General features: G+C 71.0%; 23 protein-coding genes. 12 read left to right on the forward strand and 11 right to left on the reverse strand.

The window, feature by feature from the left end; genetic code table 11:
- The first annotated feature begins 1 nt into the window (after window position 1).
- The 6 genes from OIE12_RS20920 to OIE12_RS20945 all read left to right on the forward strand — a co-directional run bounded on the left by OIE12_RS20920 (window position 2) and on the right by OIE12_RS20945 (window position 2,845).
- Complete coding sequence (locus OIE12_RS20920) at window positions 2–208, forward strand: hypothetical protein (protein WP_329137531.1); 207 nt, start codon at window positions 2–4, stop codon at window positions 206–208.
- A gap of 32 nt (window positions 209–240) precedes the next feature.
- Window positions 241–813, forward strand: coding sequence for a pilus assembly protein TadG-related protein (locus OIE12_RS20925; protein ID WP_329137533.1), 573 nt, complete (start codon window positions 241–243; stop codon window positions 811–813).
- A gap of 15 nt (window positions 814–828) precedes the next feature.
- Window positions 829–1,413: a hypothetical protein gene (locus OIE12_RS20930; protein ID WP_329137535.1), complete on the forward strand. Its 585-nt coding sequence runs from the start codon at window positions 829–831 to the stop codon at window positions 1,411–1,413.
- 48 nt (window positions 1,414–1,461) lie between these two features.
- Window positions 1,462–2,058: an OmpA family protein gene (locus OIE12_RS20935; protein ID WP_443054062.1), complete on the forward strand. Its 597-nt coding sequence runs from the start codon at window positions 1,462–1,464 to the stop codon at window positions 2,056–2,058.
- Window positions 2,059–2,135: 77 nt separating this feature from the next.
- Window positions 2,136–2,510 carry a type II toxin-antitoxin system RelE/ParE family toxin gene (locus OIE12_RS20940; RefSeq protein WP_329137540.1) on the forward strand — a complete coding sequence of 125 codons (375 nt, stop codon included), beginning with the start codon at window positions 2,136–2,138 and terminating at the stop codon, window positions 2,508–2,510.
- On the forward strand, window positions 2,507–2,845 hold the full coding sequence (locus tag OIE12_RS20945) for a helix-turn-helix domain-containing protein (protein WP_329137542.1): 339 nt from the start codon (window positions 2,507–2,509) through the stop codon (window positions 2,843–2,845). Before OIE12_RS20940 ends, OIE12_RS20945 begins: the two co-directional genes overlap by 4 nt.
- A gap of 391 nt (window positions 2,846–3,236) precedes the next feature.
- On the opposite strand, the gene OIE12_RS20950 is transcribed toward OIE12_RS20945, so the two are convergent.
- Entirely contained in the window at window positions 3,237–3,587 is a 351-nt protein-coding gene (locus tag OIE12_RS20950) for a DUF192 domain-containing protein (RefSeq protein WP_329137544.1), read from the reverse strand.
- 599 nt (window positions 3,588–4,186) lie between these two features.
- On the opposite strand from OIE12_RS20950, the gene OIE12_RS20955 reads away from it, so the two are divergent.
- From OIE12_RS20955 to OIE12_RS20970, 4 genes are all read left to right on the forward strand, one after another.
- Window positions 4,187–4,960, forward strand: coding sequence for an isoprenyl transferase (locus OIE12_RS20955; protein WP_329137545.1), 774 nt, complete (start codon window positions 4,187–4,189; stop codon window positions 4,958–4,960).
- Between the two features lie 388 nt (window positions 4,961–5,348).
- Window positions 5,349–6,674 (forward strand): PhoH family protein, encoded by a 1,326-nt coding sequence (locus tag OIE12_RS20960; protein ID WP_329137547.1) that lies wholly within the window; start codon window positions 5,349–5,351, stop codon window positions 6,672–6,674.
- Window positions 6,675–7,179: 505 nt separating this feature from the next.
- Entirely contained in the window at window positions 7,180–7,878 is a 699-nt protein-coding gene (locus tag OIE12_RS20965) for a transglycosylase SLT domain-containing protein (protein WP_329137549.1), read from the forward strand.
- Between the two features lie 142 nt (window positions 7,879–8,020).
- Window positions 8,021–9,526, forward strand: a complete 1,506-nt coding sequence (locus tag OIE12_RS20970) for an AI-2E family transporter (RefSeq protein WP_329137551.1) — start codon at window positions 8,021–8,023, stop codon at window positions 9,524–9,526.
- 181 nt (window positions 9,527–9,707) lie between these two features.
- On the opposite strand, the gene OIE12_RS20975 is transcribed toward OIE12_RS20970, so the two are convergent.
- On the reverse strand, window positions 9,708–10,241 hold the full coding sequence (locus OIE12_RS20975; RefSeq protein WP_329142105.1) for an alkyl hydroperoxide reductase: 534 nt from the start codon (window positions 10,239–10,241) through the stop codon (window positions 9,708–9,710).
- A gap of 4 nt (window positions 10,242–10,245) precedes the next feature.
- Window positions 10,246–10,800, reverse strand: coding sequence for a peroxiredoxin (locus OIE12_RS20980; protein ID WP_030378836.1), 555 nt, complete (start codon window positions 10,798–10,800; stop codon window positions 10,246–10,248).
- A gap of 159 nt (window positions 10,801–10,959) precedes the next feature.
- Between OIE12_RS20980 and OIE12_RS20985 the strand changes: the two genes are divergently transcribed.
- Window positions 10,960–11,931 (forward strand): LysR substrate-binding domain-containing protein, encoded by a 972-nt coding sequence (locus tag OIE12_RS20985; protein ID WP_329142107.1) that lies wholly within the window; start codon window positions 10,960–10,962, stop codon window positions 11,929–11,931.
- 14 nt (window positions 11,932–11,945) lie between these two features.
- Here the strand turns inward: OIE12_RS20985 and OIE12_RS20990 are convergent, their stop codons facing one another.
- The 5 genes from OIE12_RS20990 to OIE12_RS21010 all read right to left on the reverse strand — a co-directional run bounded on the left by OIE12_RS20990 (window position 11,946) and on the right by OIE12_RS21010 (window position 17,079).
- Window positions 11,946–14,306 (reverse strand): ABC transporter permease, encoded by a 2,361-nt coding sequence (locus tag OIE12_RS20990; RefSeq protein ID WP_329137553.1) that lies wholly within the window; start codon window positions 14,304–14,306, stop codon window positions 11,946–11,948.
- Entirely contained in the window at window positions 14,303–14,992 is a 690-nt protein-coding gene (locus OIE12_RS20995) for an ABC transporter ATP-binding protein (RefSeq protein WP_329137556.1), read from the reverse strand. The genes OIE12_RS20990 and OIE12_RS20995 overlap by 4 nt, the downstream gene beginning before the upstream one ends.
- Entirely contained in the window at window positions 14,989–15,513 is a 525-nt protein-coding gene (locus OIE12_RS21000; RefSeq protein ID WP_329137558.1) for a PadR family transcriptional regulator, read from the reverse strand. The genes OIE12_RS20995 and OIE12_RS21000 overlap by 4 nt, the downstream gene beginning before the upstream one ends.
- 271 nt (window positions 15,514–15,784) lie before the next feature.
- Complete coding sequence (locus OIE12_RS21005; RefSeq protein ID WP_443053873.1) at window positions 15,785–16,090, reverse strand: hypothetical protein; 306 nt, start codon at window positions 16,088–16,090, stop codon at window positions 15,785–15,787.
- A complete protein-coding gene (locus tag OIE12_RS21010) occupies window positions 16,087–17,079 on the reverse strand; it encodes an SPFH domain-containing protein (RefSeq protein WP_443053874.1) in 993 nt (330 codons plus the stop codon). Before OIE12_RS21010 ends, OIE12_RS21005 begins: the two co-directional genes overlap by 4 nt.
- Window positions 17,080–17,336: 257 nt before the next feature.
- Between OIE12_RS21010 and OIE12_RS21015 the strand changes: the two genes are divergently transcribed.
- On the forward strand, window positions 17,337–19,790 hold the full coding sequence (locus OIE12_RS21015) for a transglycosylase domain-containing protein (RefSeq protein WP_329137562.1): 2,454 nt from the start codon (window positions 17,337–17,339) through the stop codon (window positions 19,788–19,790).
- A gap of 219 nt (window positions 19,791–20,009) precedes the next feature.
- Here the strand turns inward: OIE12_RS21015 and OIE12_RS21020 are convergent, their stop codons facing one another.
- The 3 genes from OIE12_RS21020 to OIE12_RS21030 all read right to left on the reverse strand — a co-directional run bounded on the left by OIE12_RS21020 (window position 20,010) and on the right by OIE12_RS21030 (window position 24,804).
- Entirely contained in the window at window positions 20,010–22,148 is a 2,139-nt protein-coding gene (locus OIE12_RS21020) for a SpoIIE family protein phosphatase (RefSeq protein WP_329137564.1), read from the reverse strand.
- Window positions 22,149–22,612: 464 nt separating this feature from the next.
- Window positions 22,613–23,305 (reverse strand): cytidylyl-2-hydroxypropylphosphonate hydrolase, encoded by a 693-nt coding sequence (gene fomD, locus OIE12_RS21025; RefSeq protein ID WP_329137566.1) that lies wholly within the window; start codon window positions 23,303–23,305, stop codon window positions 22,613–22,615.
- 41 nt (window positions 23,306–23,346) lie between these two features.
- Window positions 23,347–24,804, reverse strand: coding sequence for a class II fumarate hydratase (locus OIE12_RS21030; protein WP_329137568.1), 1,458 nt, complete (start codon window positions 24,802–24,804; stop codon window positions 23,347–23,349).
- Between the last annotated feature and the right edge of the window lie 68 nt (window positions 24,805–24,872).

Here is a 24,872-nt window from a genome sequence, read left to right on the forward strand (position 1 = left end):
GATGAGCCGCTTCACGAGGTGGAGGAAGGCGGTTGTCTCCCGCATGCGGGGGGCAGGACGGGACGCGGGGGCGGGGTTCGTGGAGTATGCGGGGCTGATGATCATCATTGCGGGGATCTTTGTGATGATCGATCAGTTGGGGTTGGACGGCACCATCTCGAGTGCCATCGGCGACGCGGTGGACCGCGTGGTCGGCGGAGGCGGCTGAGCGTCGGTGATCTGCTCAGCGACCGAGGGCAGATGCTGCCTCTCTACATCTGGTTGACCGCGATTCTGCTCTTCGCAGCTCTCGCCTTCTTCGTGTTCGCCCAGGCGGCGTCCGCCCGTAACGGAGCCCAGTCCGCCGCGGACGCCGCCGCGCTGGCGGCCGCGCAGGACGCCCGTGACGAGCTGATGGACCGGCTGGGCGCCGACATAGGCACGGACGAGGGCTGGCTCGACTGGCTGGACGGCGATCTGCCGAACGACGCGGGCGCCGGCGCCGCCGCACAGGAACTGGCGGCCCAGAACGACTCGACCGTCCAGGGTGGAGCCCAACCGGTCATGCGCGACGGCTACCCCGGCTTCGAGGTGGCCGTACAGACGAACTACACCGTGGGCGACTCGATCATCCCCGGCACCGAGGGGCAGCACGCCCGCGCCCACGCCGTGGCGGTCATCCAGCCGCGGTGCGACTTCGCTCTCGACGCCGATCCCAAGAAACCCGTGGAACTGGACTGCGACGGCCAGACGGTGAACATCGATCCCACCGACTTCGAACCGGACGACCTCCCGGACGCGTCCGTGCTGTTCTCCGTGCATCTGGCCGAGTGAAAGGAACGCGTACCGATGACGTACCGGCACACCAGGAAGGGCCGCAGGGCGCTGAGCGCGGTGGCGATCACGGCTGGGCTGCTCCTCACGGTGGCCGGCTGCGGCGGAGGAGGAGACGAGGGTGACTCGAAGACACCTTCTTCGTCCGCCTCGTCCGACAAGAAGAGCGAGGACGAGTCCCCGGAGTCATCAACGACATCGGCTGACGACGCCTTGGTGACAACCAAGGGCGGGGACCTCACCGTCACCATCACATCGGCTGAGCGGGACCAGGGCGGGTTCGTCACTGTGTCGGGTCGGGTGACTAATGGGGGAAGCAGTTCATGGATGGGCGCCGATTGGAAGAGCAGCGAGACTGAGCTCGCAGGCAACGGTGGTTCATTGTCGGGTGCGAGCCTTGTTGATGAGAAGGGCAAGAAGAAGTACCTCGTCCTGCGAGACACCTCGGGGCGGTGTCTGTGCACGAAATTCTCCCGGCTGAGGTCGGGTGACACTGCGGACTGGTACGCCCAATTCCCCGCCCCGCCCGAGGACACCACGAAGGTCGACTTCCAGGTGGGCTCCATGCCCCCCGCCTCCATCGAGATCTCCGAGGGGTGACCCGTGGCCACCGTCCTGAGCGGCACGACAGTCGCCCTCCTCACCGCACTGGCCCTCTCCGCACCGACGCCCGCCCTCGCGGACGGCGGTGATCCGAGCCGGCCGCCCGGCACCGTCACCACCTCCCCGCCCCCCACGGTCGACCCGAACAGCCCCGGCCTCAAGCTCGCCGACGGGGCAACGCTCGCCGACGCCAAGGTGCTGGACATCAAGTCCGTCGTGGAGGACCTCGGCGGCGAGGAGCGTCGTGAGGACACCAACGAGAACGTCACCTTCGCGCTCCAGGCGGAGGTGCTGTTCCCCAAGGACAGCCCGAAGCTGAACCCCGAGGCCCGCTCGCGGATCGACGCGATCGCCACCGAGATCAAGAAGCAGAACGCGCAGGCCGTCCGCGTCTTCGGCTTCACCGACAACCTCGGCTCGTACGCCCACGGCCTGGTCCTCTCCAAGCGCCGCGCGGAGGCCGTGCACGACGAACTGGCCTCCCACCTCGACGGCGACGTCACCTTCGAGGTACGCGGCTACAGCGAGGACTACCCGATCGCCGACAACACGTCCGAACAGGGCCGCCGCAAGAACCGCCGCGTAGAGGTCTCCTTCCCCCGAAGCGATTCGACGTCGAACGACTCAGGCACGGTGTCGTAGCCGTCGAGGCACTCGTAGGTGTGAAGAGGGACGCGAAGACAACACCGACGGTCTCCGCCGGCGTCTACGTTCACGTCGTGGATGATCGCTACGTCATCGAACTGGAGCCGGAAGTCCGGCGCTGGCTCGACACCTTGCCCCCTTCGCAGTACCGCCAGGTGGAGGAGAAGGCAGACCTTCTTGCCTCGTTACCTACAACCTTGGGCGAGCCGAACTCGCGTAGTCTGGGCGAAGGGCTGCGTGAGCTGCGCTTCCACCTGGATGGGAATGCTGTGCGGGTGCCGTACTGGCTGGCTCCGGGGCGCCGCATCGTCCTTCTGACGGTCTTCCGCAAGACTCGGATGCGGGAGGAGGCGGAGGTCAAGCGCGCCAAGCAAGCCAAGGCGTTGTGCGAGGCGGAGCACGACCCCGCACACGAGGAGTTCACTCGCGATTTCCGGGAGGAACTGTGAGCCACACCCGCTGGAAACTGGCACGGGAACGGCAGCATGCCGCTGGGTACACCGAGCCTCCGGAAATCACCGCCGAGCGTGAGCAGATCCGACTGGCGCATGCCTTGGGGCAGCTCGTGTACGACCGGCGTACGGCTCTCGGTCTGGCACAGCCCGAGCTCGCAGAACGGCTGGGGATGACCGCCGAGGAGGTCGACGCGGTGGAACTCGGCGGGATGCTGCCCATTACGGCCGACCTCCTGGTTCGCCTTGCATCCGCATTGGACGTCACCGTGGACCTGCATGTCGTAGCCGGCGGCGACGGCCAGGTGGCCTTCGGAGAACGCGCGGCCTGACGCACGGACGTCGCACGGCGGGAAAGCCGCCCACGTACGGAAGGGGCCGGGCCGGTGCATCGCATGCCCGTTGCGTACGTCCGGCCTGGCGGACCCCGCCCTCGCCCGGATACGGCCATGTCAGGCGGCAACGGGCGGATGCACCGGCCCGGCCCCGACCCCGGCGACGGCCCGGCGCGTCACCCGGCGACGGCCCGGCGCGTCACCCGGACCAGCCGCATCCACCCCCACCGTTGTCCACATCGTTACCGCCCCACCCTCGCCCCCGCCCCACCCCGTCCCGTAAGTTCGGACCAAGGTAATTCGCGCAAGCAAAGCGACCGTTGCGCGGGCGGGCGGACGGGTCCCGCGCGGTGGAGGGGGCTGCGCGGTGCCCGCCGCGCAGCCCCGCTCACTCACCCCGCGCCACCACGACCGTCACCCCCGGCCGTACCCCCCACCCCGCCAACGCCCCGGCCTCCGCCTCCAGCACATGCCGCACCCACGGCCGCGGCAACCCCACCCGCCCCGGCCGCATCCTCCGCACCGCACGCACCCGCATCCCCCGGTCCAGATACGCCACATCCACGGCGAACCGCATCCCCACCGTGTGCACCGCGCGCGCCGGACTCAGCAGCAGCGCGCCCTCGATCCCGTCCCGCCCGAGCAACCCCCGCCGCCGCTCCCGCCGCGACGCGGCGATCTCAAGCGGCACCCGGGGCGAACCCGCCCCACCACGCACCACGAACGACGCCGACCCCATCCCCGCAACGTAGCGCGGGCCGCGGGCGGCGACAGCCGCCGGCGGCCCGGCATCGGAGAAAAGAGAACGGGCCGGTCCGTGGGGGGGAAACGGACCGGCCCGAGGGGGGGAGTTCCACCATAACCCTTCGTGAGGGGTGCTGCGTGCATCAGCGTCAAAAAACTACTCTCCGCAGTCGCCCAACCGCGACGCGCTGACCACGAAAACGCTCGTTCAGTCGGCCCGAATGGCTGAATCGCGTTGGATTCGAAGGCGCGCCGACCTCTCCGTAGACATGTTCACAGGTTTTACGTACGCATGTCGGAGGGTGGGTGTCGAGTCATCGGCGTGTTCCGAAGTACCCCGGGCGGGTGAACGCACGGGGAAGCCGCCTCAGCTCCCCCCTGCACCACACCACCCCGCTCGCCCCCACCCGAACTTCCCCTGGGCCGGGCCCACCCGGCCCACAGCGGTAGGCTTCGCCCCCCGGGACCGCCATTCGGACGGACAGTGCCGCCACGGCTGCGCGCAGCGCCACCACGGCCGCACGCAGCCACGGCTGCGCCCAGCGCCGCCACGGCCGCACGGATCCCGATCCACACGGAGGGGCTGACAATCTCGTGAACCTGCGCGACAACCTGCGCCGCCTGCTGGTCAGGGTCTACGCACGCAGGGTGGAGGGCCACCTCGACCACGCCCAGGTGCCCAAGCACATCGGCGTGATCATGGACGGCAACCGGCGCTGGGCGAAGGCCGCCGGCTCCACCACCGCACAGGGCCACCGCGCGGGCGCCGACAAGATCGAGGAGTTCCTCGGCTGGTGCAGCGAGACGGACGTCGAGGTCGTCACCCTCTGGCTGTTCTCCACGGACAACTTCGACCGCCCGCAGGAGGAGCTCGTCCCCCTCTTCGGGATCATCGAGGACGTCGCCCGCTCCCTCGCCTCTGACGGCCGCTGGCGCGTGCACCACGTCGGCGCTCTCGATCTGCTCCCGTCGGGGATGCAGACCGTGCTGAAGGAGGCCGAGGAGGCCACCGCGCAGGTCAAGGGGATAGTGGTCAACGTCGCCATCGGCTACGGCGGCCGCCAGGAGATCGCCGACGCCGTCCGGTCCATGCTGCACGACGCCCAGGAAAAGGGCACGACGATGGAGCAGCTCGCCGAGTCCGTCGACATCGACATGATCGGCCGGCACCTCTACACCAGCGACCAGCCCGACCCCGACCTGGTCATCCGCACCAGCGGCGAGCAGCGGCTTTCCGGCTTCATGCTCTGGCAGACCGCCCACTCGGAGTACTACTTCTGCGACGTGTTCTGGCCCGCCTTCCGCAAGGTCGACTTCCTGCGCGCCCTGCGCGACTACGCGGCCCGCCACCGCCGCTACGGCGGCTGACACCACCGCCGCTACGGCGGCTGACACCACCGCGTTCCGGCGGCCGGCGCAGGCTGACCGCCCGTCACGGCGTCCCCGTACTCCCACGTCGTACCCGTACGTCACCACCCGTTCACCGGCCCGCCCCCGCAACCCATGGCATGGCCGCGCGCCGAAGAGGGAATAAGCCAAACAGGTCGACACCCGAACCACGGGTGTCGTATCTCAGCGGACGGCACGGGGCCGTCCGCCCGGGAGGCCCTTTGCACCAGCCCGACCGTGCGGTCACAGCACGGACGCAGACGCGGAGGGCCGGTCGCCGGTCCTCGCGATGCGTGCATCGCGGCCGTCGACCGGTCCAGTTCCTCTCCGTCGCTCCCCGACCTCATCCGAGGGGGTACGTCCTTCCGTGGTGACCAGCACACAGCGCCGCAAGTCCGACCGGCGCACCTACGTTCTCGACACCAGCGTCCTGCTGGCCGACCCGAACGCCCTGACCCGCTTCGAGGAGCACGAGGTAGTGCTCCCGATCGTGGTGGTCACGGAGCTGGAGGCCAAGCGGCACCATCCCGAGCTCGGCTACTTCGCCCGGCAGGCCCTGCGCCTGCTGGACGACTACCGGGTGCGGTACGGACGCCTCGACGCCCCCATCCCGATCGGGGAGCTGGGCGGAACGATGCGGGTCGAGCTCAACCACTCGGACCCCAGCGTCCTGCCCAGCGGCTACCGCCTGGGGGACAACGACTCCCGCATCCTCGCGGTCGCCCGCAATCTGCAGGCCGAGGGGTTCGACGTCACCGTCGTGTCGAAGGACCTCCCGCTGCGGATCAAGGCGTCCTCGGTGGGCCTGCTCGCCGAGGAGTACCGCGCGGAGCTGGCCATCACGGACGCCTCCGGCTGGACGGGGATGTCCGAGCTGACCCTGCCGGGCGAACAGGTGGACGTCCTCTTCGAGGAGGGCCATGTCTACGTCCCGGAGGCGGCCGACCTGCCCGTGCACACGGGGCTGACGATCCAGTCGGAGCGCGGCAGGGCGCTCGGCCGGGTCACCGCCGAGGGCAACGTCCGGCTGGTGCGCGGGGACCGGGAGGCGTTCGGCATCAAGGGCCGCAGCGCCGAGCAGCGCGTCGCCCTCGACCTGCTGCTCGACCCGGACGTCGGGATCGTGTCGATGGGCGGCCGGGCCGGCACCGGCAAGTCGGCGCTGGCGCTGTGCGCCGGTCTGGAGGCGGTGCTCGAGCGCCGTCAGCACCAGAAGGTGATGGTCTTCCGGCCGCTGTACGCGGTGGGCGGGCAGGAGCTCGGCTATCTGCCGGGCAGCGAGGCCGAGAAGATGAGCCCCTGGGCGCAGGCGGTCTTCGACACCCTGTCGGCCGTGACGTCCCGCGAGGTCATCGAGGAGGTCACCGCCCGCGGCATGCTGGAGGTGCTGCCGCTGACGCACATCCGCGGCCGGTCCCTGCACGACGCGTTCGTGATCGTCGACGAGGCCCAGTCCCTGGAGCGGAACGTCCTGCTGACGGTGCTGTCCCGGATCGGCGCCAACTCGCGGGTGGTCCTCACCCACGACGTGGCGCAGCGGGACAACCTGCGGGTGGGCCGTTACGACGGCGTGGTGGCGGTCGTGGAGAAGCTGAAGGGGCACCCGCTCTTCGCCCATGTGACGCTGAACCGGTCCGAACGCTCGCAGATCGCCGCACTGGTGACCGAAATGCTGGAAGACGGACACATTTAGCGGCCGGTCGCGATTCGCCACGACACGTCGCGGCTCGCCACAACGCACCGCGGAAAGCCCAAGTCGCCGCAGAAAGTCCAAGTCACCGCGGAAAGCTCAACTCAACGCATAGGAACGGCAGTTGGCGCCGTCCGGCAGTAAGGCGAAAGAGCCTAGCCGGGCGGCGCCCCGCTGTGTGCGGTTTTCTGTGAATGCCCTGGGGTCGGCCGGGTGTGAGCTTTCACACTCAACTCCGAATTGATTCCCGGCGTCGGGTTACGGCAGAGTCTCGGTTCTGTCAGGCCCCGCATACGACACAGCCGTACCCCCAGCGGTTCGGCGCATCAGAGTCAGTACCAACTCCATAGAGCCGTCGTATGCCGCCCGAGCACCACACGGCGCTCCCGCCGCGGGAGTTCCCACCGGGCCCGTGCCTCCCGTGACCCCGCAGTTGGGAGGCCAGCGTCAAGGGGCACGATCGCGTCCGCCAGGGTCACCGAAGCGGGCGATGCTGGAAGGAAACCGTGTGAGCCGGATCTCGGTCCGGGGATTCGCAGTGGCCTCGGCCACGGCGGTCACCGCTGTCGGTAGCGTCGTCGGCGTTGCCTCGGGCAGTGTTGCCCAGAACAACGACGCCGAGGCGACCGCAGCCGACGCGACGCTCCTGTCGGACATCCCCGTGGGCACCCAGGCCCAGGTGCAGACCGCGTCCCTCGCGCAGCAGGCCGACGCCCAGGCCATCGCCGCGGACACCAGCGCCAGGAAGGACGCCGAGGAGGCCGCGCGCAAGGCGGCCGCCAAGTCCGCGGTCGCCAAGAAGGCGGCGGCCGAGAAGGCGGTGCAGGACGCCAAGGAGCGCGCGAAGGCGAAGAAGGACGCGGCCAGCCGCAGTGCCACCCGCGACGCCTCCTCCTTCGCCGTCCAGAGCTCGTACACGGTCGCGCAGGTCCAGGCGATCGCCCGGCAGATCGTGCCGAGCGGCCAGTTCCAGTGCTTCAGCAACATCGTGAACCACGAGTCGACCTGGAACTACCAGGCCACCAACCCGTCCTCGGGCGCGTACGGCCTCGTCCAGGCTCTGCCCGCGGGCAAGATGGCCTCCGCCGGTGCCGACTGGCGGACCAACCCGGCCACCCAGATCAAGTGGGGCCTGAACTACATGAACCAGCGCTACGGCAGCCCGTGCGACGCCTGGTCGTACTGGCAGGCGAACGGGAACTACTGACCCGTACCGCCGCGTCCGCCGGCGCCCTGCTCAACCCCGCGCAGCCCCTCCCCGTCCTAGGGGGAGGGGCTGTTGCCCTGTAGCGTCTGATCCGACAGCTTCGGGGGGAGTGGTGGGGAAGAGCGGGGGAAGAGGACGGATCATGTCACGAGTGCCTGAGTGGCTCGGGCGGGCCGGGGCCCGGCTGACCGAGCTGGGCGAACGGCTCGACGCGCGCCGCGCCGAGGTCGAACGCGAACAGGGCGCGCCGGGCGCGCCGTCCGACGGCGCGGAGGGCAGGTCCGGCGGCGCGTCCGCCGGGGCCGGGGCCGCCACCCCGGCGACATCCTCCGCTGCCACAGCCTCCGAGCCCTCCCCGCCTTCCGAGCCCTCCGACGCCGTACCGGTGAACACGCCGGACGGGCCGGACGGGCCGGGCTCGTCCGACACGCGGTGGGACGCCGAGGCGGAGGCCGGGGATCCGGCGCCCGGTACGGCCTCGGGCGGAGGCCCCGCCGGCGGGGCGGCCGCCGGCCCCACCGCGCTCGCCCCCGTCGTCGTACGCCCGCGACGGCCCGACCCCGCGCAGGCCGTGCCGTGGGGCGTGCGGGTCGCCGCCGAGGCCGGCTGGCGGCTGCTCGTGCTGGCCGGCACGGTGTGGGTGCTGATGCGGGTCATCAGCGCCGTACAGCTCGTCGTGCTGGCCTTCGTGGCCGCGCTGCTCGTCACGGCCGTACTGCAGCCCACGGTGGCCCGGCTGAGACGGCACGGCGTACCGCGCGGGCTGGCGACGGCGCTCACCGCGATCCTCGGCTTCGTCGTCATGGGGCTCATCGGATGGTTCGTCACCTGGCAGGTGATGGAGAACATCGACAACCTCTCCGACCAGGTCCAGGACGGCATCGACGATCTGCGCCTGTGGCTGCTGCACAGTCCGTTCCATGTGACGGACAAGCAGATCAACGCGATCGCGAAGAACCTGCGGGAGGCGATCGGCGCCAACACCGACCAGATCACGTCGGCGGGTCTGGAGGGTGTGACCGTCATCGTGGAGGCCCTCACGGGCATCCTGCTGACCATCTTCTCCACGCTGTTCCTGCTCTACGACGGCCGGCGGATCTGGGAGTGGACGCTCAAGCTGGTCCCGGCGGCGGCGCGGCCGGGGGTCGCGGGGGCGGGGCCGCAGGCCTGGCGCACGCTGACGGCGTATGTGCGCGGGACGGTGATCGTGGCGCTGATCGACGCCATCTTCATCGGGCTCGGGATCTACTTCCTCGACGTGCCGATGGCGGTGCCGCTGGCCGTGTTCATCTTCCTGTTCGCGTTCATCCCGCTGGTGGGCGCGGTCGTGTCGGGGGCGCTGGCAGTGGTGGTGGCGCTGGTGACGCAGGGCGTGTTCGCGGCGGTGATGACGCTGGCGGTGGTGCTGCTGGTGCAGCAGATCGAGGGCCACATCCTGCAGCCGTTCATTCTGGGGCGGGCGGTGCGGGTGCATCCGCTGGCGGTGGTGCTGTCGGTGGCCGCGGGGGGGATGGTGGCCGGGATCGGCGGTGCGGTGGTGGCGGTGCCGTTGGTCGCGGTGACCAACACGGTGGTGGGGTACCTGCGGGCGTACGCCGAGGGCGAGGCCCCCGACGACCCCGCCCCGAAGCCCCCGGCCGACCAGTAGTTTTCCGCCCCCGCCGCCCCTACCCTTCCCGCCCCTTGGACCCCGTGCGCAGTTCCCCGCGCCCCTGATAGGGGCGCGGGGAACTGCGCAATCTTTTGGGGGTTCGGGGGCTTGCCCCCGGGGTCGGGACGGGTAGGGGCGGCGGGGGCGAGGAACGCCTTGGCGCGAAACCTCGCGGAGGTTACTGCGCCAGTACCGCTTCCGCGTCCAGCGCCACGCCGACCGCTTCCACGACCGCCGCGATCTTGAACGCCTCCTGGATCACCTCGCGCTCGACGCCCGCCTTGCGGAGCACCTGCTCGTGCGAGTCCAGGCACATCCCGCAGCCATTGATCGCCGACACCGCGAACGACCACAGCTCGAAGTCGACCTTGTCGACCCCGGGGTTGCCGATGACGTTCATCCGCAGCCCGGCCCGCAGGGTGCCGTACTCGTGGTCCGACAGCAGATGCCGCGTCCGGTAGAACACGTTGTTCATCGCCATCACCGCCGCCGCGGACTTCGCCGCGGTGTACGCCTCCGGCGACAGGTTCGCCTTCGCCTCCGGCTCCAGCTCCCGCAGCACGATCGGGGACCGCGAGGCGATCGCGGTCGCCAGCACCGTGCCCCAGAGCTGCTGCACCGGCAGGTCGGAGTTGCCGATCACCGAACCGAGGTTCAGCTTCAGGTCCTTGGCGTAGTCCGGTATGGCGGACTTCAGCGCGTCGAGGGACATGAGGTCACTCACCCGCCAGCAGCGCGACCGGGTCGAGCGTCTCGTCGCCCTGCTTCCAGTTGCACGGGCACAGCTCGTCGGTCTGCAGCGCGTCGAGGACCCGCAGGACCTCCTTGGGGTTACGGCCCACGGACCCGGCGGTCACCATCGTGAACTGGATCTCGTTGTTCTGGTCCACGACGAACACCGCGCGCTGCGCGAAGCCGTCCTCGCCCTCGATGCCGAGCGCGCGCATCAGCTCGTGCTTGGAGTCGGCCATCATCGGGAACGGCAGGTCGGTCAGGTCCGGGTGGTCCTTGCGCCAGGCGTGGTGGACGAACTCGGAGTCGCCGGAGAAGCCGAGGATCTGCGCGTCACGGTCGGCGAACTCGTCGTTCAGCTTGCCGAACGCGGCGATCTCGGTCGGGCACACGAAGGTGAAGTCCTTGGGCCACGCGAAGACGATCTTCCACTTGCCCTCGTAGGTCTTGTGGTTGATCTGCTCGAACTCCTTGCCCTTCTCCAGGGAGACACAGGCGGTCAGTTCGAACTCGGGGAACTTGTCACCGACAGTGAGCACACGCTCTCCTTGCACGTAAGAAACGCCCCGTTCATCCGGCGCTTCTCATGGGTTGGACGTTGATGATCGTGGCACATGGTGCATTGATTCGGGAAATAGCTACACTCGGTCGTGTTGATCGGTGTCGTCTATCAGTGACCAAGGGTGAGATGCGTGGCCATGGCAGGGAGCGCGGGCAGAGCCGGAGCGAAGGCCCACGGACGCCGGCAGCCGAGCCTGTCCCAACTCCGCGCGTTCACCGCCGTCGCCGAGCACCTGCACTTCCGGGACGCCGCCGCCGCGATCGGCATGAGCCAGCCGGCGCTCTCCGGCGCCGTCTCCGCCCTGGAGGAGATCCTCGGTGTGACGCTGGTCGAGCGTACGACGCGCAAGGTGCTGCTCTCGCCCGCCGGTGAGCGCCTGGCCGTACGGGCCAAGGCGGTACTGGCGGAGGTCGGCGCGCTCCTGGAGGAGGCCGAGGCGGTGCGGGCGCCGTTCACCGGGGCGCTGCGACTGGGCGTCATCCCGACGGTCGCGCCCTATCTGCTGCCCACGGTCCTCGGCCTCGTCCACGAGCGCTACCCCGCCCTCGACCTCCAGGTGCACGAGGAGCAGACCGCCGGCCTGCTCGACGGCCTGGCCACCGGCCGCCTCGACCTGCTGCTGCTCGCGGTGCCCCTCGGCGTCCCCGGCGTCACCGAACTCCCGCTCTACGACGAGGACTTCGTGCTCGTCACCCCGCTGGACCACTCGCTCGGCGGCCGCGAGGGCATACCCCGCGCGGCGCTGCGCGAGCTCAACCTGCTGCTCCTGGACGAGGGGCACTGTCTGCGCGACCAGGCGCTCGACATCTGCCGGGAGGCGGGGCGCGCGGACGCCCCGGTCACGACGACGGCCGCGGGGCTCGCGACACTCGTCCAGCTCGTCGCCGGGGGACTGGGCGTCACCCTGCTGCCGCGCACGGCGCTCACGGTGGAGACCAGCCGCAACGGCAGCCTCCTGACGGGGTACTTCGCCGAGCCGGCACCGACCCGGAGGGTGGCCTTGGCGATGCGGGCGGGGGCGGCGCGGTCGGCCGAGTACACGGAACTGGCCGCAGCGCTCCGGGAAGCGCTGCGGCCGTTGCCGGTGCGGGTGGTGGGCGCCCCGTAGGGGCGCCGGCGAACTCACTCCGTCCGCAGGCCCTCCGGACGCATGAGCCGGAGCAGCGCCGGCAGGCTCAGTACCGTCACGGCGAGGACGACCCCCGCTCCGACGCCCGTCATCGACACCACGCTGCCCCAGTCCACCCGTATCGGTACGGAGGACATCTTCAGCAGCACCGCGCCCAGCGTCAGTCCGACCGCCGAGGCCAGCACCAGACCGAGGGCGACGGGGATCGCCGCCTGCCACAGCACCGACAGCGTCAGCGTCCGCCGCCGCGTGCCGAAGGCGACCAGCGCCGACAGCAGCCGCTTGCGCTCCCGCAACTGCTCCAGCTGCGACACCAGCAGGCTCGCCCCGATCAGCGCGAGCACACACGTCGCGCCGACGAACAGGCCGGTGCGGATGGCCTCGTACTGCCTGCTGGTCTCCGTCGACTGCCAGGTCCAGGCATCGGCGAACGGATCCACCTGGGCGGCCGTGGTCCGTACGTGCTCGGCGGCGTCCGGCACCGAGTGGTCCAGCTGGACGTACACATGACCGGAGAACGTGTGCAGCGCCTTGGCGGGCGCGGCCGAGGGGGTGACCAGCAGGCCCCAGATGGTGTTCTCGATCGCGTCGTGGCGCTGCTTCACCACCGGCAGTTCGCGGGGCACCGTCCAGGCCACCTCGGCGCCCCGCTCCACACCGCTGACGGACGGGTCGACGTACACCGTGTGGCCGGGCTTCGGCCAATCGGGCGCGACGCCGGCGCTCGGGTCCGACGTGGACGGCAGGGTGAAGACGTCACCGTCGTGGCAGGAGGGAAGCACGGCGATCTCGCGCAGGGAGGCGCACGAGCCGACGGTCATCTCGGTATCGCGCTCGGCGTCCTTGCGCCGCTCGCCGAGGGAGCCGACGGACAGCGCCACGGCCGACGACACGCCCTCGGTCCGCTGGAACCGCTCCTGGACCTTGCCGTCGAAGGTGTCGACCTTGCTCGCGTGGTTCAGGTCGACCTCCATCTGCGCGCGCAGGGGGTCCAGGCCGGTGTCCTTGGTGAAATCGTCCTGGACGCCCGCGAACAGCATCTGCAGGGCGATCGCCCCGGCCACCGCGACGGCGATCCCGTTGACCATGCGGGCCGCCGTGCCGCTGCTCAACTGGAGGCGGCGAACGGCGAGCTGCCAGGCCACGCCACCCGAGTTGAGCCGGCCGACCGCCGACTCCACGACCCACGGCAGCAGCGCCGTCACGCCGACCAGCAGCAGCAGCACGCCACCGATGACGAGGTACTGGTTGAAGTCGCCGTTGTCGTTGCCCTTGCCGATCATCGGGTAGAGCATCGCCAGGCCGGCCACCGGCGGCAGCAGCCGCCACCACAGCCGGCGCCGGGCCGGCTTCGCGGTACGCACCACGCCGAGCGGTTCGATGACGACACCGCGCAGCGCGAACAGCGTGACCAGGACCGCGGCAGCGGGCACCAGGACCGCGACCAGCGCGGCGAGCAGCGGCGAGGGATTGAGGTAGCTCGGGTACACGCTGATGCCGAACAGATCGATCAGGCCCGCGAGCTGCCGGCCGATCAGGAAGAACCCGGCACCGAAGAGCAGCCCGATCGCGGCCCCCGCCAGCGCTTCGCCGGCCGCGATCCGCCGGGTCATGGCGCCGTCGGAGCCCACCAGCCGCAGCGCCGCGAGCCGCCGGTCGCGCCGCTCGCCGCCGAACCGCACCGCCGCCGCGATGAAGACGGCGACCGGCATCAGCAGCACCACGAAGACGACCAGGATGAGCAGCAGCAGGATCGGGGGCAGACCGTCGTCCTGCTGGGCCGCGACCTCGCCGAAGTGGTCGATCCGGCGCGTCGTCGAGTCCTGGCCGGCCCGCTGCGCGAGGTCGTCGGAGTGGGCGTAGTAGGCCAGTTCGGCCGGGCCGACGAGCCCGGACTCGCCGATCGTGCCGACCGTGCGGTAGGGCAGCCGCTCGCGCAGCAGCGCGCCGTCGCCCGAGGCCAGCAGCTTCTTCAGCGCGGGGGAGACGACCATCTCGCCGGCCTTCGGGAACGCCTCGACCCCCGGCGGCAGCGGTGCCTCGGGCCCCTCGGGCTGCAACAGCCGCCCGCGGACGTCGTCGTCGTGGAAGCTGGTGTCGACGTGCGCCACGACCAGGGTGTCGTCGGCGGCGGGGATCTTCTTCGTCGTCTCGAACGAGAAGTCGTACCGCGCGTCGTCGCGGTCGTGCCGTGCGCCGAGCACGTTGGGCACCGCGGTGGTGAGCAGCAGCAGCCCCACCCCGAGCCCGACGCCGACCGCCGTGAGCAGGGTCCGCGTCCAGCCCTCGCGGCCGCCGGTGACGGCGAACCGCGCGCCCATCGACAGGTCACGGATCCAGGTGCGCGCGTTCATACGACCCGCTCCATGTCCCGCGACTTGCCGTCCCGTACGACGATCTCGCGGTCGGAGTAGGCCGCGACCCGTGCCTCGTGCGTCACCAGCACCACGGCGGCGTTGGTGGACCTGGCCGCCTCGGTGAGCAACTCCATCACGCGCTCGCCGTTGAGCGAGTCCAGGGCGCCGGTCGGCTCGTCGGCGAACAGCACGCGCGGTCCGGTGACCAGCGCCCGGGCCACCGCGACCCGCTGGCCCTGACCGCCGGAGACCTCGCCGGGACGCTTCCTGCTCAGGTCGTCGACCTCGAGCCGTTCCATCCAGCCGAGCGCCGTCCGCTCGGCCTCCTTGCGGGAGGTGCCGTTCAGCCGCAGCGGCAGCGCGACGTTCTCCACGCAGGTCAGCTCCGGCACCAACTGCCCGAACTGGAAGACGAAGCCGAACTCCGAGCGGCGCAGCGCGCTGCGCTGGGCGTCGCTCATCGTGGCGAGCTCGCGCCCGTTGTACTGGATCGAACCGGAGTCGGGCGGCACGATGCCGGCCAGACAGTGCAGCAGCGTCGACTTGCCGGAGCCGGAGGGACCCATGACGGCGACGACCTCGCCGGGATGGATCGAGAACTCGGCGCCGTCCAGGGCCATCGTCGGGCCGTACGCCTTGCGCAGCTCCTCGGCCGCGAGCAGGGAGCCGGGGGGAGGGGTCATGAGGACACCGCCTGGGCGAGTTTGTCGAGGCGTGCGGCGGTCAGTTCCAGCCACCGCAGATCGGCCTCGAGATGGAAGAGGGCGTGGTCGCAGATGAGCTGGTCGGCGAGGTCGCCGTGGCGCTTGCGGTCGGTGAGGATCCGCATCATCCGCAGGTGCTCGGAGCGCTGGGTGTCCAGGATGTCGGCCGCGTTCCGGTGCGTGAGCAACGCGAGGACGACCTTGGTGTACAGCACCGACTGGAGGTACGGCTCGGGCTTCTCCGGTGACGCCAGCCACCGCTGTACGTCGGTGATCCCGGCCTCGGTGATGGCGTACCGCTTGCGCTCGGGACCGCCGCCCGCCTCGATGCCGTCGACTTCGACGAGCCCGTTCTTCAGCAGCCGGGACATCGTCGAGTAGACCTGGCCGTAGTGCAGCGGCCGGTCATGACCGAACTTCTCGTCAAAGGCCCGCTTGAGGTCGTAACCATGGCGGGGCCCGGACTCAAGGAGCCCGAGCAACGTGTGACCGATGGACATGCGGAGCACTGTACACACGGGGTATACCTACGGCGTATACACACAGTGTGTAGATCATGGTGGGGGGTGCGAAGCCGCAGGTGGGCCCGCATTGTCACAGTCTCGTGACGGCGCCTTCAGGCGGACGCGAGCCCTTCCCGCCCAGGGGCGCGGGGCTGTGTCGATATGCGGCTCCGCCGCGTGGGCGCGACAAGCCACGCACAACCCGCAGCCGCCGCACGAACAACAAGTCCCGAGCTCTCGGGCGCCGCGCAGCGAAAGGGGGAGGGGGCTACTCCTCGGAACCGCCAGGTTCCAAGGAGCCCCCACCCGCAGGCCGCCCCCGGCGCCGAATCGGCGCGGCCCCCCGAGGCAACCGCCCCGCCTCCCCCAGCGCCCGGCGCAACAGGAACTCGATCTGCGCGTTGGCGGAGCGCAGCTCATCCCCCGCCCACCGCGCCAGCGCCTCGTACACCAGCGGATCCAGCCGCAGCAGAACCTGCTTCCGCTGCTTCGCGGAGCCGGACGCGGACGGGGAACCGGACGCGGACCCCCGCACCCCCCGCGGACGCTCCGCGTCCTCCGAGGACGCGCTCACTGGTACAGCGACCCCGCGTTCAGCACCGGCTGCGGCGCCCGGTCCCCGCACAGCACCACCATCAGGTTCGACACCATCGCCGCCTTCCGCTCCTCGTCCAGCTCCACGATGTCCTGCTCGGCGATCCGGGCGAGCGCCGCCTCGACCATGCCGACCGCCCCGTCCACGATCTGCCGCCGGGCCGCCACGACCGCGCCCGCCTGCTGCCGCTGGAGCATCGCGGAGGCGATCTCGGGAGCGTACGCGAGGTGGGTGAAGCGGGACTCGACGATCTGCACGCCGGCCGCCTCCACGCGCGCGTGCAACTCGACGGCGAGCTTCTCGGTGATCTCCTCGGCGTTGCCGCGCAGCGAGAGCCCGCCCTCGTCGTGGGCGTCGTAGGGGTACTCGATGGCGATGTGGCGGACGGCGGCCTCGGTCTGCGTGGCGACGAACTCCACGTAGTTGTCCACCTCGAAGGAGGCCTGGGCGGTGTCGCGGACCTTCCAGACCACGACCGCGGCCAGTTCGATCGGGTTGCCGTAGGCGTCGTTGACCTTCAGGACGGCCGTCTCGTGGTTGCGCACCCGGGTGGAGATCTTGCGGCGCGAGGTGAAGGGGTTCACCCAGCGCAGACCGTCGTCCCGGATCGTCCCCCGGTACCGCCCGAAGAGCTGGACGACTCTCGCCTCACCGGGCGCGACCATGTTGAGCCCGCGCATGGCGATGACCGCCGAGAGGGCGACGACGATGCCGAGGACGATGAGGACGGCCTTGACGCCGACCGAGCTGAGCGCGGCGGCCGTCGCGAACAGGGCGACGGCGACGAGCAGCCCCACCAGACCGAGCAGCAGCGCGAGCCCGCCGCCGATGCTGTGCGCCGGGAACTCCCGTACGCGGGGCGCGGGCATCTCCGGAACGTCGGGCGCGCCGACGGCACCGGAGGCGCCGGGCCCACCGGGCGTGCCCGGGGTGGACGGTTCAGGTGTGGACGGATCGTGTGCGGACATGGAATCGGCCCCCGTTCTGAGCGTATGTGCGCGAGCACTTACTTACTATCTAAGTGATATCACTTTACCCATCCGGGCAACCCTTCACCCGCGCCCGCCGTCGGTTTCTTCGGACGGGTGCTGATTGTCACGTCCGATTAGAGGCGGAAGGACCGTATTTGACGGCCCGGTGTCACATCGTGCGGTGTTAGCTTTCGGAGCTGACTTGTGCGACGAACCTGTGTGACCGACGAGAGCGAAGCGGAGCGGATCTACTCATGGGACGAGCGGAAGAGAGACGAGCGCGGCAGCGCGGCGGCCGCCGCGCGGCTCCCCCCAACCGCTCGGCGCAGGCCCGCGAGGCCTCGTCGCCGTCCACGGCGGGTTCGGCGTCGGGCTCAGCAGCGGGCTCGGAGGCGGGCTCCGCGGCCGACTCCCCGGTGGGGGGCCGCGCCGCGGCCCGCCGGGCCGCCAAGGGCCGGGGCAAGGGCGGCCGGGCCGCCAAGAACGCCGGGAAGGGCCGCATACGCCGCCTCTTCACCTGGAAGAAGGTCCTCGGCACGTTCCTCGGCGTCTGCCTGCTCGGCATCGGCGCGTTCGTCGTGATGTACATGATGATCCAGATCCCCGAGGGGAACGCCGCCGCCCAGCTGCAGAGCAACATCTACAAGTACAGCGACGGCAAGATGCTCACCCGCAAGGGCGACGTCAACCGCGAGGAAGTGGACCTGTCGGACATCCCGAAGCAGGTCCAGAAGACGTTCGTCGCCGCCGAGAACAAGAGCTTCTACAACGACGGCGGCGTCGACCTCAAGGGCACCGCCCGCGGTCTGCTCAACACCGTCCGCGGCAGGGGCGCGCAGGGTGGTTCGACCATCACCCAGCAGTACGTCAAGAACTACTACCTGACGCAGGACCAGACGGTCACCCGCAAGCTCAAGGAACTGGTCATCTCGCTGAAGCTGGACCGGGAGAAGTCCAAGGACTACATCCTCGCCGGCTACATCAACACCAGTTACTACGGCCGCGGCGCCTACGGCATCCAGGCCGCCGCGCAGGCGTACTACCGCGTCGACGCCAAGGACCTCTCGGTCGACCAGGGCGCCTATCTCGCCGCGCTGCTCCAGGCGCCGAGCCAGTACGACTGGGCGGTCGCCACCGACACCGGCAAGAAGCTGGTCAAGGCCCGCTGGAACTACGTCCTCGACAACATGGTCGAGGAGGGCTGGCTGGACAAGGGCAAGCGCGACGCGTTGACGTTCCCGACGCCCAAGGACCCCAAGGCCGCCCCCGGCATGGAGGGCCAGACCGGTTATCTGGTGAACCTCGCCAACGCGCAGCTCGAGCGGCAGCTGATGAAGGAGCAGAACCTCACCCAGTCCGAGGCGGCGGCGAAGGTCGAGAACCAGGGCTGGACCATCACCCTGAACATCGACAGCAAGAAGCAGGCCGAGCTGGAGAAGGCGGTCAAGTCCCAGCTCACCAGCAAGCTCGACAAGAAGAAACGCAAGGTCGACGGTGACGTACAGGCCGGCGCCGTGTCCGTCGATCCGAAGACCGGCAAGGTCCTCGCGCTGTACGGCGGCATCGACTACGTCAAGCACTTCACCAACAACGCGACCCGCACGGACTACCAGCCCGCCTCCACCTTCAAGCCGGTCATCCTTGCCGCGGCCCTGGACCAGGGCGCGAAGACCCAGGACGGCAAGGACATCAACTCCACCACGATCTACGACGGCACCAGCAAGCGTCCGGTCGTGGGCAGCGCCATCGGCTTCGCCCCGGAGAACGAGGACGACCACGACTACGGCGACATCACCGTGCAGACGGCGATGAACGAGTCCGTCAACTCGGTCTTCGCGCAGATGGGTGTGGATGTCGGCATGGACAACGTGCTGAAGACCGCGGGCGATCTGGGCATGGACACCGACGGCCTGAAGGCGGTCCCCGCCCAGACCCTCGGCTCGATGGGCGCGAGCCCGCTGGAGATGGCCGGCGTCTACGCGACCCTGGACAACCACGGCAAGAAGGTCACGCCGTCGATCCTGAAGTCCGTGGAGCACAAGGACCAGGTGGTCGACCTGCCCGACCCGATCGGCGACCAGGTGATCAGCAAGGTGGCCGCCGACACGGTCACCTCGGTCCTGACCGGCGTGGTCGACGACGGCACGGCCCGCACCTCGGTCCGCGACAACCCCAAGCGCGACGACCAGCAGGTGGCCGGCAAGACGGGTACGTCGGACAACAACAAGTCGGCCTGGTTCACCGGCTACACGCCCGGACTGGTCACGTCCGTCGGCCTGTTCGGCGAGAGCGCCAAGAACCACAGCCAGGTGGCGATGTACGGCGCGGGCGGCCTGCCGCGCGTCAACGGCGGTGGCTATCCCGCGCAGATCTGGGCGGCGTACACGTTCGACGCGATGGGCAAGGTCACCAAGTTCGACCTGGACACCAAGGAGGGCGCGGCGGTCGAGAAGACGAGCTCGCCGACGATGAGCAACACGCCGTCCAACACCCCGTCCAACACGGCATCGAGCGAGCCCCCGGAGTCCGAGTCCCCCGACACGACCACGAGCCCGCCCGCGGGCGGCGACGAGGAGACCTCCAAGCCCCCCACCACCACGTCACCCCCCTCGAGCCCCAGCAACACGGCGTCCAACGGCGGCGAGGGCGACGACGAGGGAGACGACGAGGGCGGCGGCGGCAACTTGTTCGGCCAGAACAGAGAGTAAGAAAAGCGCAGTTCCCCAGCCCCGTTCTCAGGGGCGCGGGGAACTGCGCAAAACGGAGCGAAGCTCCGTAGGGGGGTCCGGGGGCGATGGGGGTCCCCCCTGCTCATGGGGGTACCCCCTGCTCGAGCGCAGCCGAGAGCTTGGGGGAGAAGTTGAGAGCTTGGGGGAGGGCAGGGGCGGCGGGGGCGAGACAAACAAGGGCGCACCCCCGCCAGGGGGTCACCCCCGGTTCAGCTCGAACCAGACGACCTTCCCCGTACTGAGCCGCGTCGCCCCCCACCTCCGCGCCAACCGGTTGACGAGATACAACCCCCGCCCCCCTTCGTCCGTCGCCCGCGCCTGCCGCAACCGCGGCAACTGCGGCACGTCGTCCCCCACCTCGCACCGCAGCACATCCGTCCGCAGCAACCGCAACGTGATCGGCCGCGACGCGTACCGCACCGCGTTGGTGACGACCTCACTCACCAGCAGCTCCACCGAGTCGGTCAGCTCCTCGAGCCCCCACCGGGACAGCGCCCGCCGGGCCAGCCGCCGGGCCCGGCCCGGCGCGGAGTCCTCGGGCTCCAGGAACCAGTACGCGACATCGCTCGGCGCGATCCCGTCGAACCGGGCGGCGAGCAGCGCGATGTCGTCGTCCCGGTCGCCGGGACCGAGCATGTCGAGCACCTCGTCGCACAGCGCCTCCAGCGGCGGCGGATGGTCGACACCGGTGAGCTGCGCCGTCGTCGCGAGCTTCTCGCGGAGCTGCTCGATACCGGTCCACACGTCCCGCAGCCGGGACTCCACCAGCCCGTCGGTGTAGAGCAGCAGCGTCGCCCCGGCGGGCGCGTCCAGCTCGACGGCCTCGAAGTCGACGCCGCCCACCCCGATCGGGGCGCCCGCGGGCACCCGCAGCACCTCCGCCCGGCCGCCCAGATGCAGCAGCACCGGCGGCGGATGCCCGGCGTTGGCGACGGTGATGCGGTGCGCGACCGGGTCGTAGACCGCGTAGAGGCAGGTCGCCATGCGGTCGGTGCCGAGCCGCTGGGCCTGCTCGTCGAGGTGGTGCAGCACCTCCTGCGGCGGCAGGTCGAGCCCGGCGAGGGTCTGCGCGGTGGTGCGGAGCTGGCCCATGATCGCCGCGGAGGTCATGGAGTGGCCCATGACGTCGCCGACGACGAGGGCGACCCGGCTGCCGGGCAGCGGGATCGCGTCGTACCAGTCGCCGCCGACCCGCGCGGTCTCCGCGGCCGGCAGATAGCGCGAGGCCAGCCGCACGCCGGTGCAGCGCGGCAGATGCTCGGGGAGCATCGTGCGCTGGAGCTCGTCGGCGATGTAGGCCTCGCGGCCGTACAGGACGGCCTTGTCGATGCCGAGCGCGCTGTGCGTGGCGAGCTGCGCGGCGACGAGCAGGTCGTCCGCCTCGAACGCGGGGCGCTCGGGGCGGCGCAGGAACAGGGCCGCGCCGATCACCCGGCGGCGGCCGCGCAGCGGGGCGAGGATCCCGTGCTGCCCGGGCGGGACGGGGAGGTCGTCGCCGAGGAGTTCGGGCAGCGCGTCGGCGGCGCCGGGGGCGTCGGCGAAGACCGGCCGCACCCCGCGCAGCACCTCGGCGAGCGCGCCGCCGGGGCGCACCTCGCACAGGTCGTTGGTGAGCCCGGCCAGCCCGGAGGACTCCGGCGCGGGTACCGGCAGGATGCCGTCCTCCACGTCCCGCTGCTGCGGGATGCGGTCGGTGCGGCGCAGCCGCAGCAGCAGGGGCCCGGTGGGTCGCTCGTCGCCGACGGGCAGCGGGTCGCGGAGGTAGACGAGGATCGCGTCGGAGAACGTCGGCACGGTGGCCCGGCACAGCCCCATGACGATCTCGTCGAGGTCGATGCCGCGGGCGATCCGGCGGGTCGCGGCGCCGACGAAGCGCAGCCGGTCGCCGTCCCGGCGCATCGGCATCGGGCCGTGCGGCGGCGCCGTCTGCCCCGTGCGGCGCTCCAGGCCGCCGGGCGTGGCGGGGGCGGCGGAGGTGCGCTCCTGGTCGCCGCCGCCGGGCTGTACGGGGATGGAGTCCGGCGTGGGGCGCGGGCGGTGCGGTCCGGGCTCCTCGGCGGCCGGCTGGGAGTGCTCGGGGCCGTCGTCCACCGGCAGCGGCGTGCCGGACGGCCGGGACGGGCCGCCGCCCTGGCCGCCGGCCGAGGCCTGCGACGCCGGTAGGGGGGTCACGGGCGTCCCGGGTGCTTCGGCGAGGGGGTCGCCCTCGCCGAACGGGCCGGGGGCGGCGGGGACACGCGGGAGCGCCCCGCGGGGGTCCGCGGGGCCGGCGCCCGGCTGGGGCGCGGGGACGGCTCCCGGCTGGGGCCGCTCATGGGATGTGGGCTGCTCCGTCACGCGTGTCGAATCCGTCCGTCGGGGGCTGAGCGCCGCGCGTGCAGTTCGTGCCGCAGAATTCCGGATACCCGCGACACCGGGTCGCGGAACAGGGTTCCCGCGTGCTCAGGGGCCGTTCTCGCCACACCACCGTACGACCGGCCGACGCTCCCGCCGGCATCTTCCTCGTACCCCTCGCTCACGTCCTGCCGCCCCTCGGTGACGTATGGTCAGGCCCGGCGCCCGCCGCGCGAGTTGCCGTGGTGCGCCCCTGCGGAGGACGATCCTACGGTTGCGCCTCGGGGGCGCAACAAGGGTCTCATGCGCCCGCGCGCAAGGACATGCGGTCCCGGACGCGACGTGCGCGCCGGTGTGCGCGTCCCGACACGCGGTTCCAGATGCGGCCCGTACGCCGGTGCGCGGGCGCGGACCTGCGGTTCCGGACGCGACCTGCGCGCCGCTGTGCGGGCCCGTGCGGGCCGTCCTCACCGGGCCGCCGGGGCGGGCGTACGGTCCCAGTCGTCCGGCAGCGCCGGTACCGGCCAGGCGGGGTCCGGGCGCCAGTGCTCCCAGCCGTCCGTGAACGGTGCGCCCCACGCCTGCACCCTCTCCTGCGCCGCCCGGCCGGCCTCCCGCACCCGGTCGGCGTCCGCCGCGTCCAGCAGGCCGTCCCGCAGGGCCTGCGCGAACTCGTCCTCGTCGCGCCAGCCCCAGCTGCGGTCCGGGTAGACGCACAGGTCCAGGAAATGGTCCTCGGAGTCCACACCGCCGGACCAACGGGTCAGCGGCTCCTCCAGATTGACGTACCAGTTCTTGAACCGCCAGCCCGGCTCCCAGAACAGCCACACCGACCAGGGCTCACCGGGCCGGGCCAGCTTGAGCACGCCGGTGCCGAACCAGCGGCCGCGGTGGGTGGTGCGGGGCGTGGTGTACCGGGTGGCCAGGGGCTCCAGGTGCACGGGCCTGCCGTCCGCGAGGGCGGGCCGGACGCACTCGGTGCCGGCCGCCAGCCAGACGGCGAGCAGTTCCTCGTCGTCCCGCACGACGGTGACGGGCCGGGCGATGTGAACACGGTCCCCGCCGTTCTCGCGATACCGCCACAGAATGGGCGTCCCGGTCTCCCACCGGGGCACCCCGGCACCCCGCTCCGTCTGCCTTACGGCTCCGTCCTCTGCCATGCGGAAATACTAGGCGCGCCCCTCAGGGGCGCGGGGAACCGCTAGGGACGGGTCATCCGGAGTACGTCGAGCGCCTCGTCCAACTGCTCCGCCGTCAGCACGCCCCGCTCCACATACCCCCCCTCCTCCACGACCTCCCGAATCGTCTTCCGCTCGGCCAAGGACCTCTTGGCCACCTTCGCCGCCTCCTCGTACCCCAGGTACTTGTTCAACGGCGTCACCACCGACGGCGAGGACTCCGCGTACTCCCGCGCCCGCTCCCGGTGCGCCACGATCCCGTCCACCGTCCGGTCCGCAAGGAGCCGCGCCACGTTCGCCAGCAGCCGCACCGACTCCAGCACGTTCTTCGCGATGACCGGCAGCATCACGTTCAGCTCGAAGTTGCCCGCGGCCCCGGCCGCCGCGACCGTCGCGTCGTTGCCGGTCACCTGCGCCGCGACCATCAGCACGGCCTCGGGAATGACCGGATTCACCTTCCCCGGCATGATCGAGGACCCCGGCTGCAGATCGGGCAGGCTGATCTCGGCCAGCCCGGTGCGCGGCCCGGAGGACATCCACCGCAGATCGTTGGCGATCTTCGTCAGGCCGACGGCGATGGTCCGCAGCTGCCCGCTGGTCTCGACGACGCCGTCCCGCGCGCCCTGCGCCTCGAAGTGGTTGCGCGCCTCGGTGAGCGGCAGCCCGGTGGCCCGGGCGACCTCGGCGATGACGGCGGCGGAGAAGCCGGGCGGGGTGTTGATGCCGGTGCCCACCGCCGTACCGCCCAGCGGCAGCTCGGCCAGCCGGGGGAGCGAGGCGCTCAGCCGCTCCACCCCGTACCGCACCTGCGCCGCGTACCCGCCGAACTCCTGGCCGAGCGTGACGGGCGTGGCGTCCATCAGATGCGTACGGCCGGACTTCACCACGTCCGCGAACTCCTCCGCCTTGCGCTCCAGCGAGGCGGCCAGGTGTTCGAGCGCGGGGATGAGGTCCCGGGTCACGGCCGCGGTGGCCGCGATGTGCAGGGAGGAGGGGAAGACGTCGTTGGAGGACTGCGAGGCGTTGACGTGGTCGTTGGGGTGCACGTCCCGGCCCAGTCGCTCGGTGGCGAGAGTGGCGATGACCTCGTTGGTGTTCATGTTCGACGAGGTCCCGGAGCCGGTCTGGAACACGTCGACCGGGAAGTGCTCGTCCCAGCGCCCCTCGGCGACCTCGGCGGCGGCGTCCGCGATGGCCTGCGCCACGTCCTTGTCGACGACCCCGAGCTCCGCGTTCACCTTGGCCGCGGCGCCCTTGATGCGGGCCAGCGCCTCGATGTGGGCGCGCTCGATGCGCTGCCCGGAGACGGGGAAGTTCTCCACGGCCCGCTGGGTCTGCGCCCGCCACTTCGCCCGGGCGGGCACGCGGACCTCGCCCATGGAGTCGTGCTCGATGCGGTAGTCGCGGCCGTCGTCCTGGTTGCTGTCGTCCCGGCTGCCGTCGTCCTGGTTGCCGTGGTCAGCAGTGTGCGTCGTCGTCATCGTCGTCGTACCTCCGAAGAACGTGAGCGTGCGCGGAACGCGGCGGTATTCCCGGGGAGCATGACGCG

The sequence above is a fragment of the Streptomyces sp. NBC_00670 genome (assembly GCF_036226765.1).
In the GTDB taxonomy this organism is placed as follows: Bacteria; Actinomycetota; Actinomycetes; order Streptomycetales; family Streptomycetaceae; genus Streptomyces.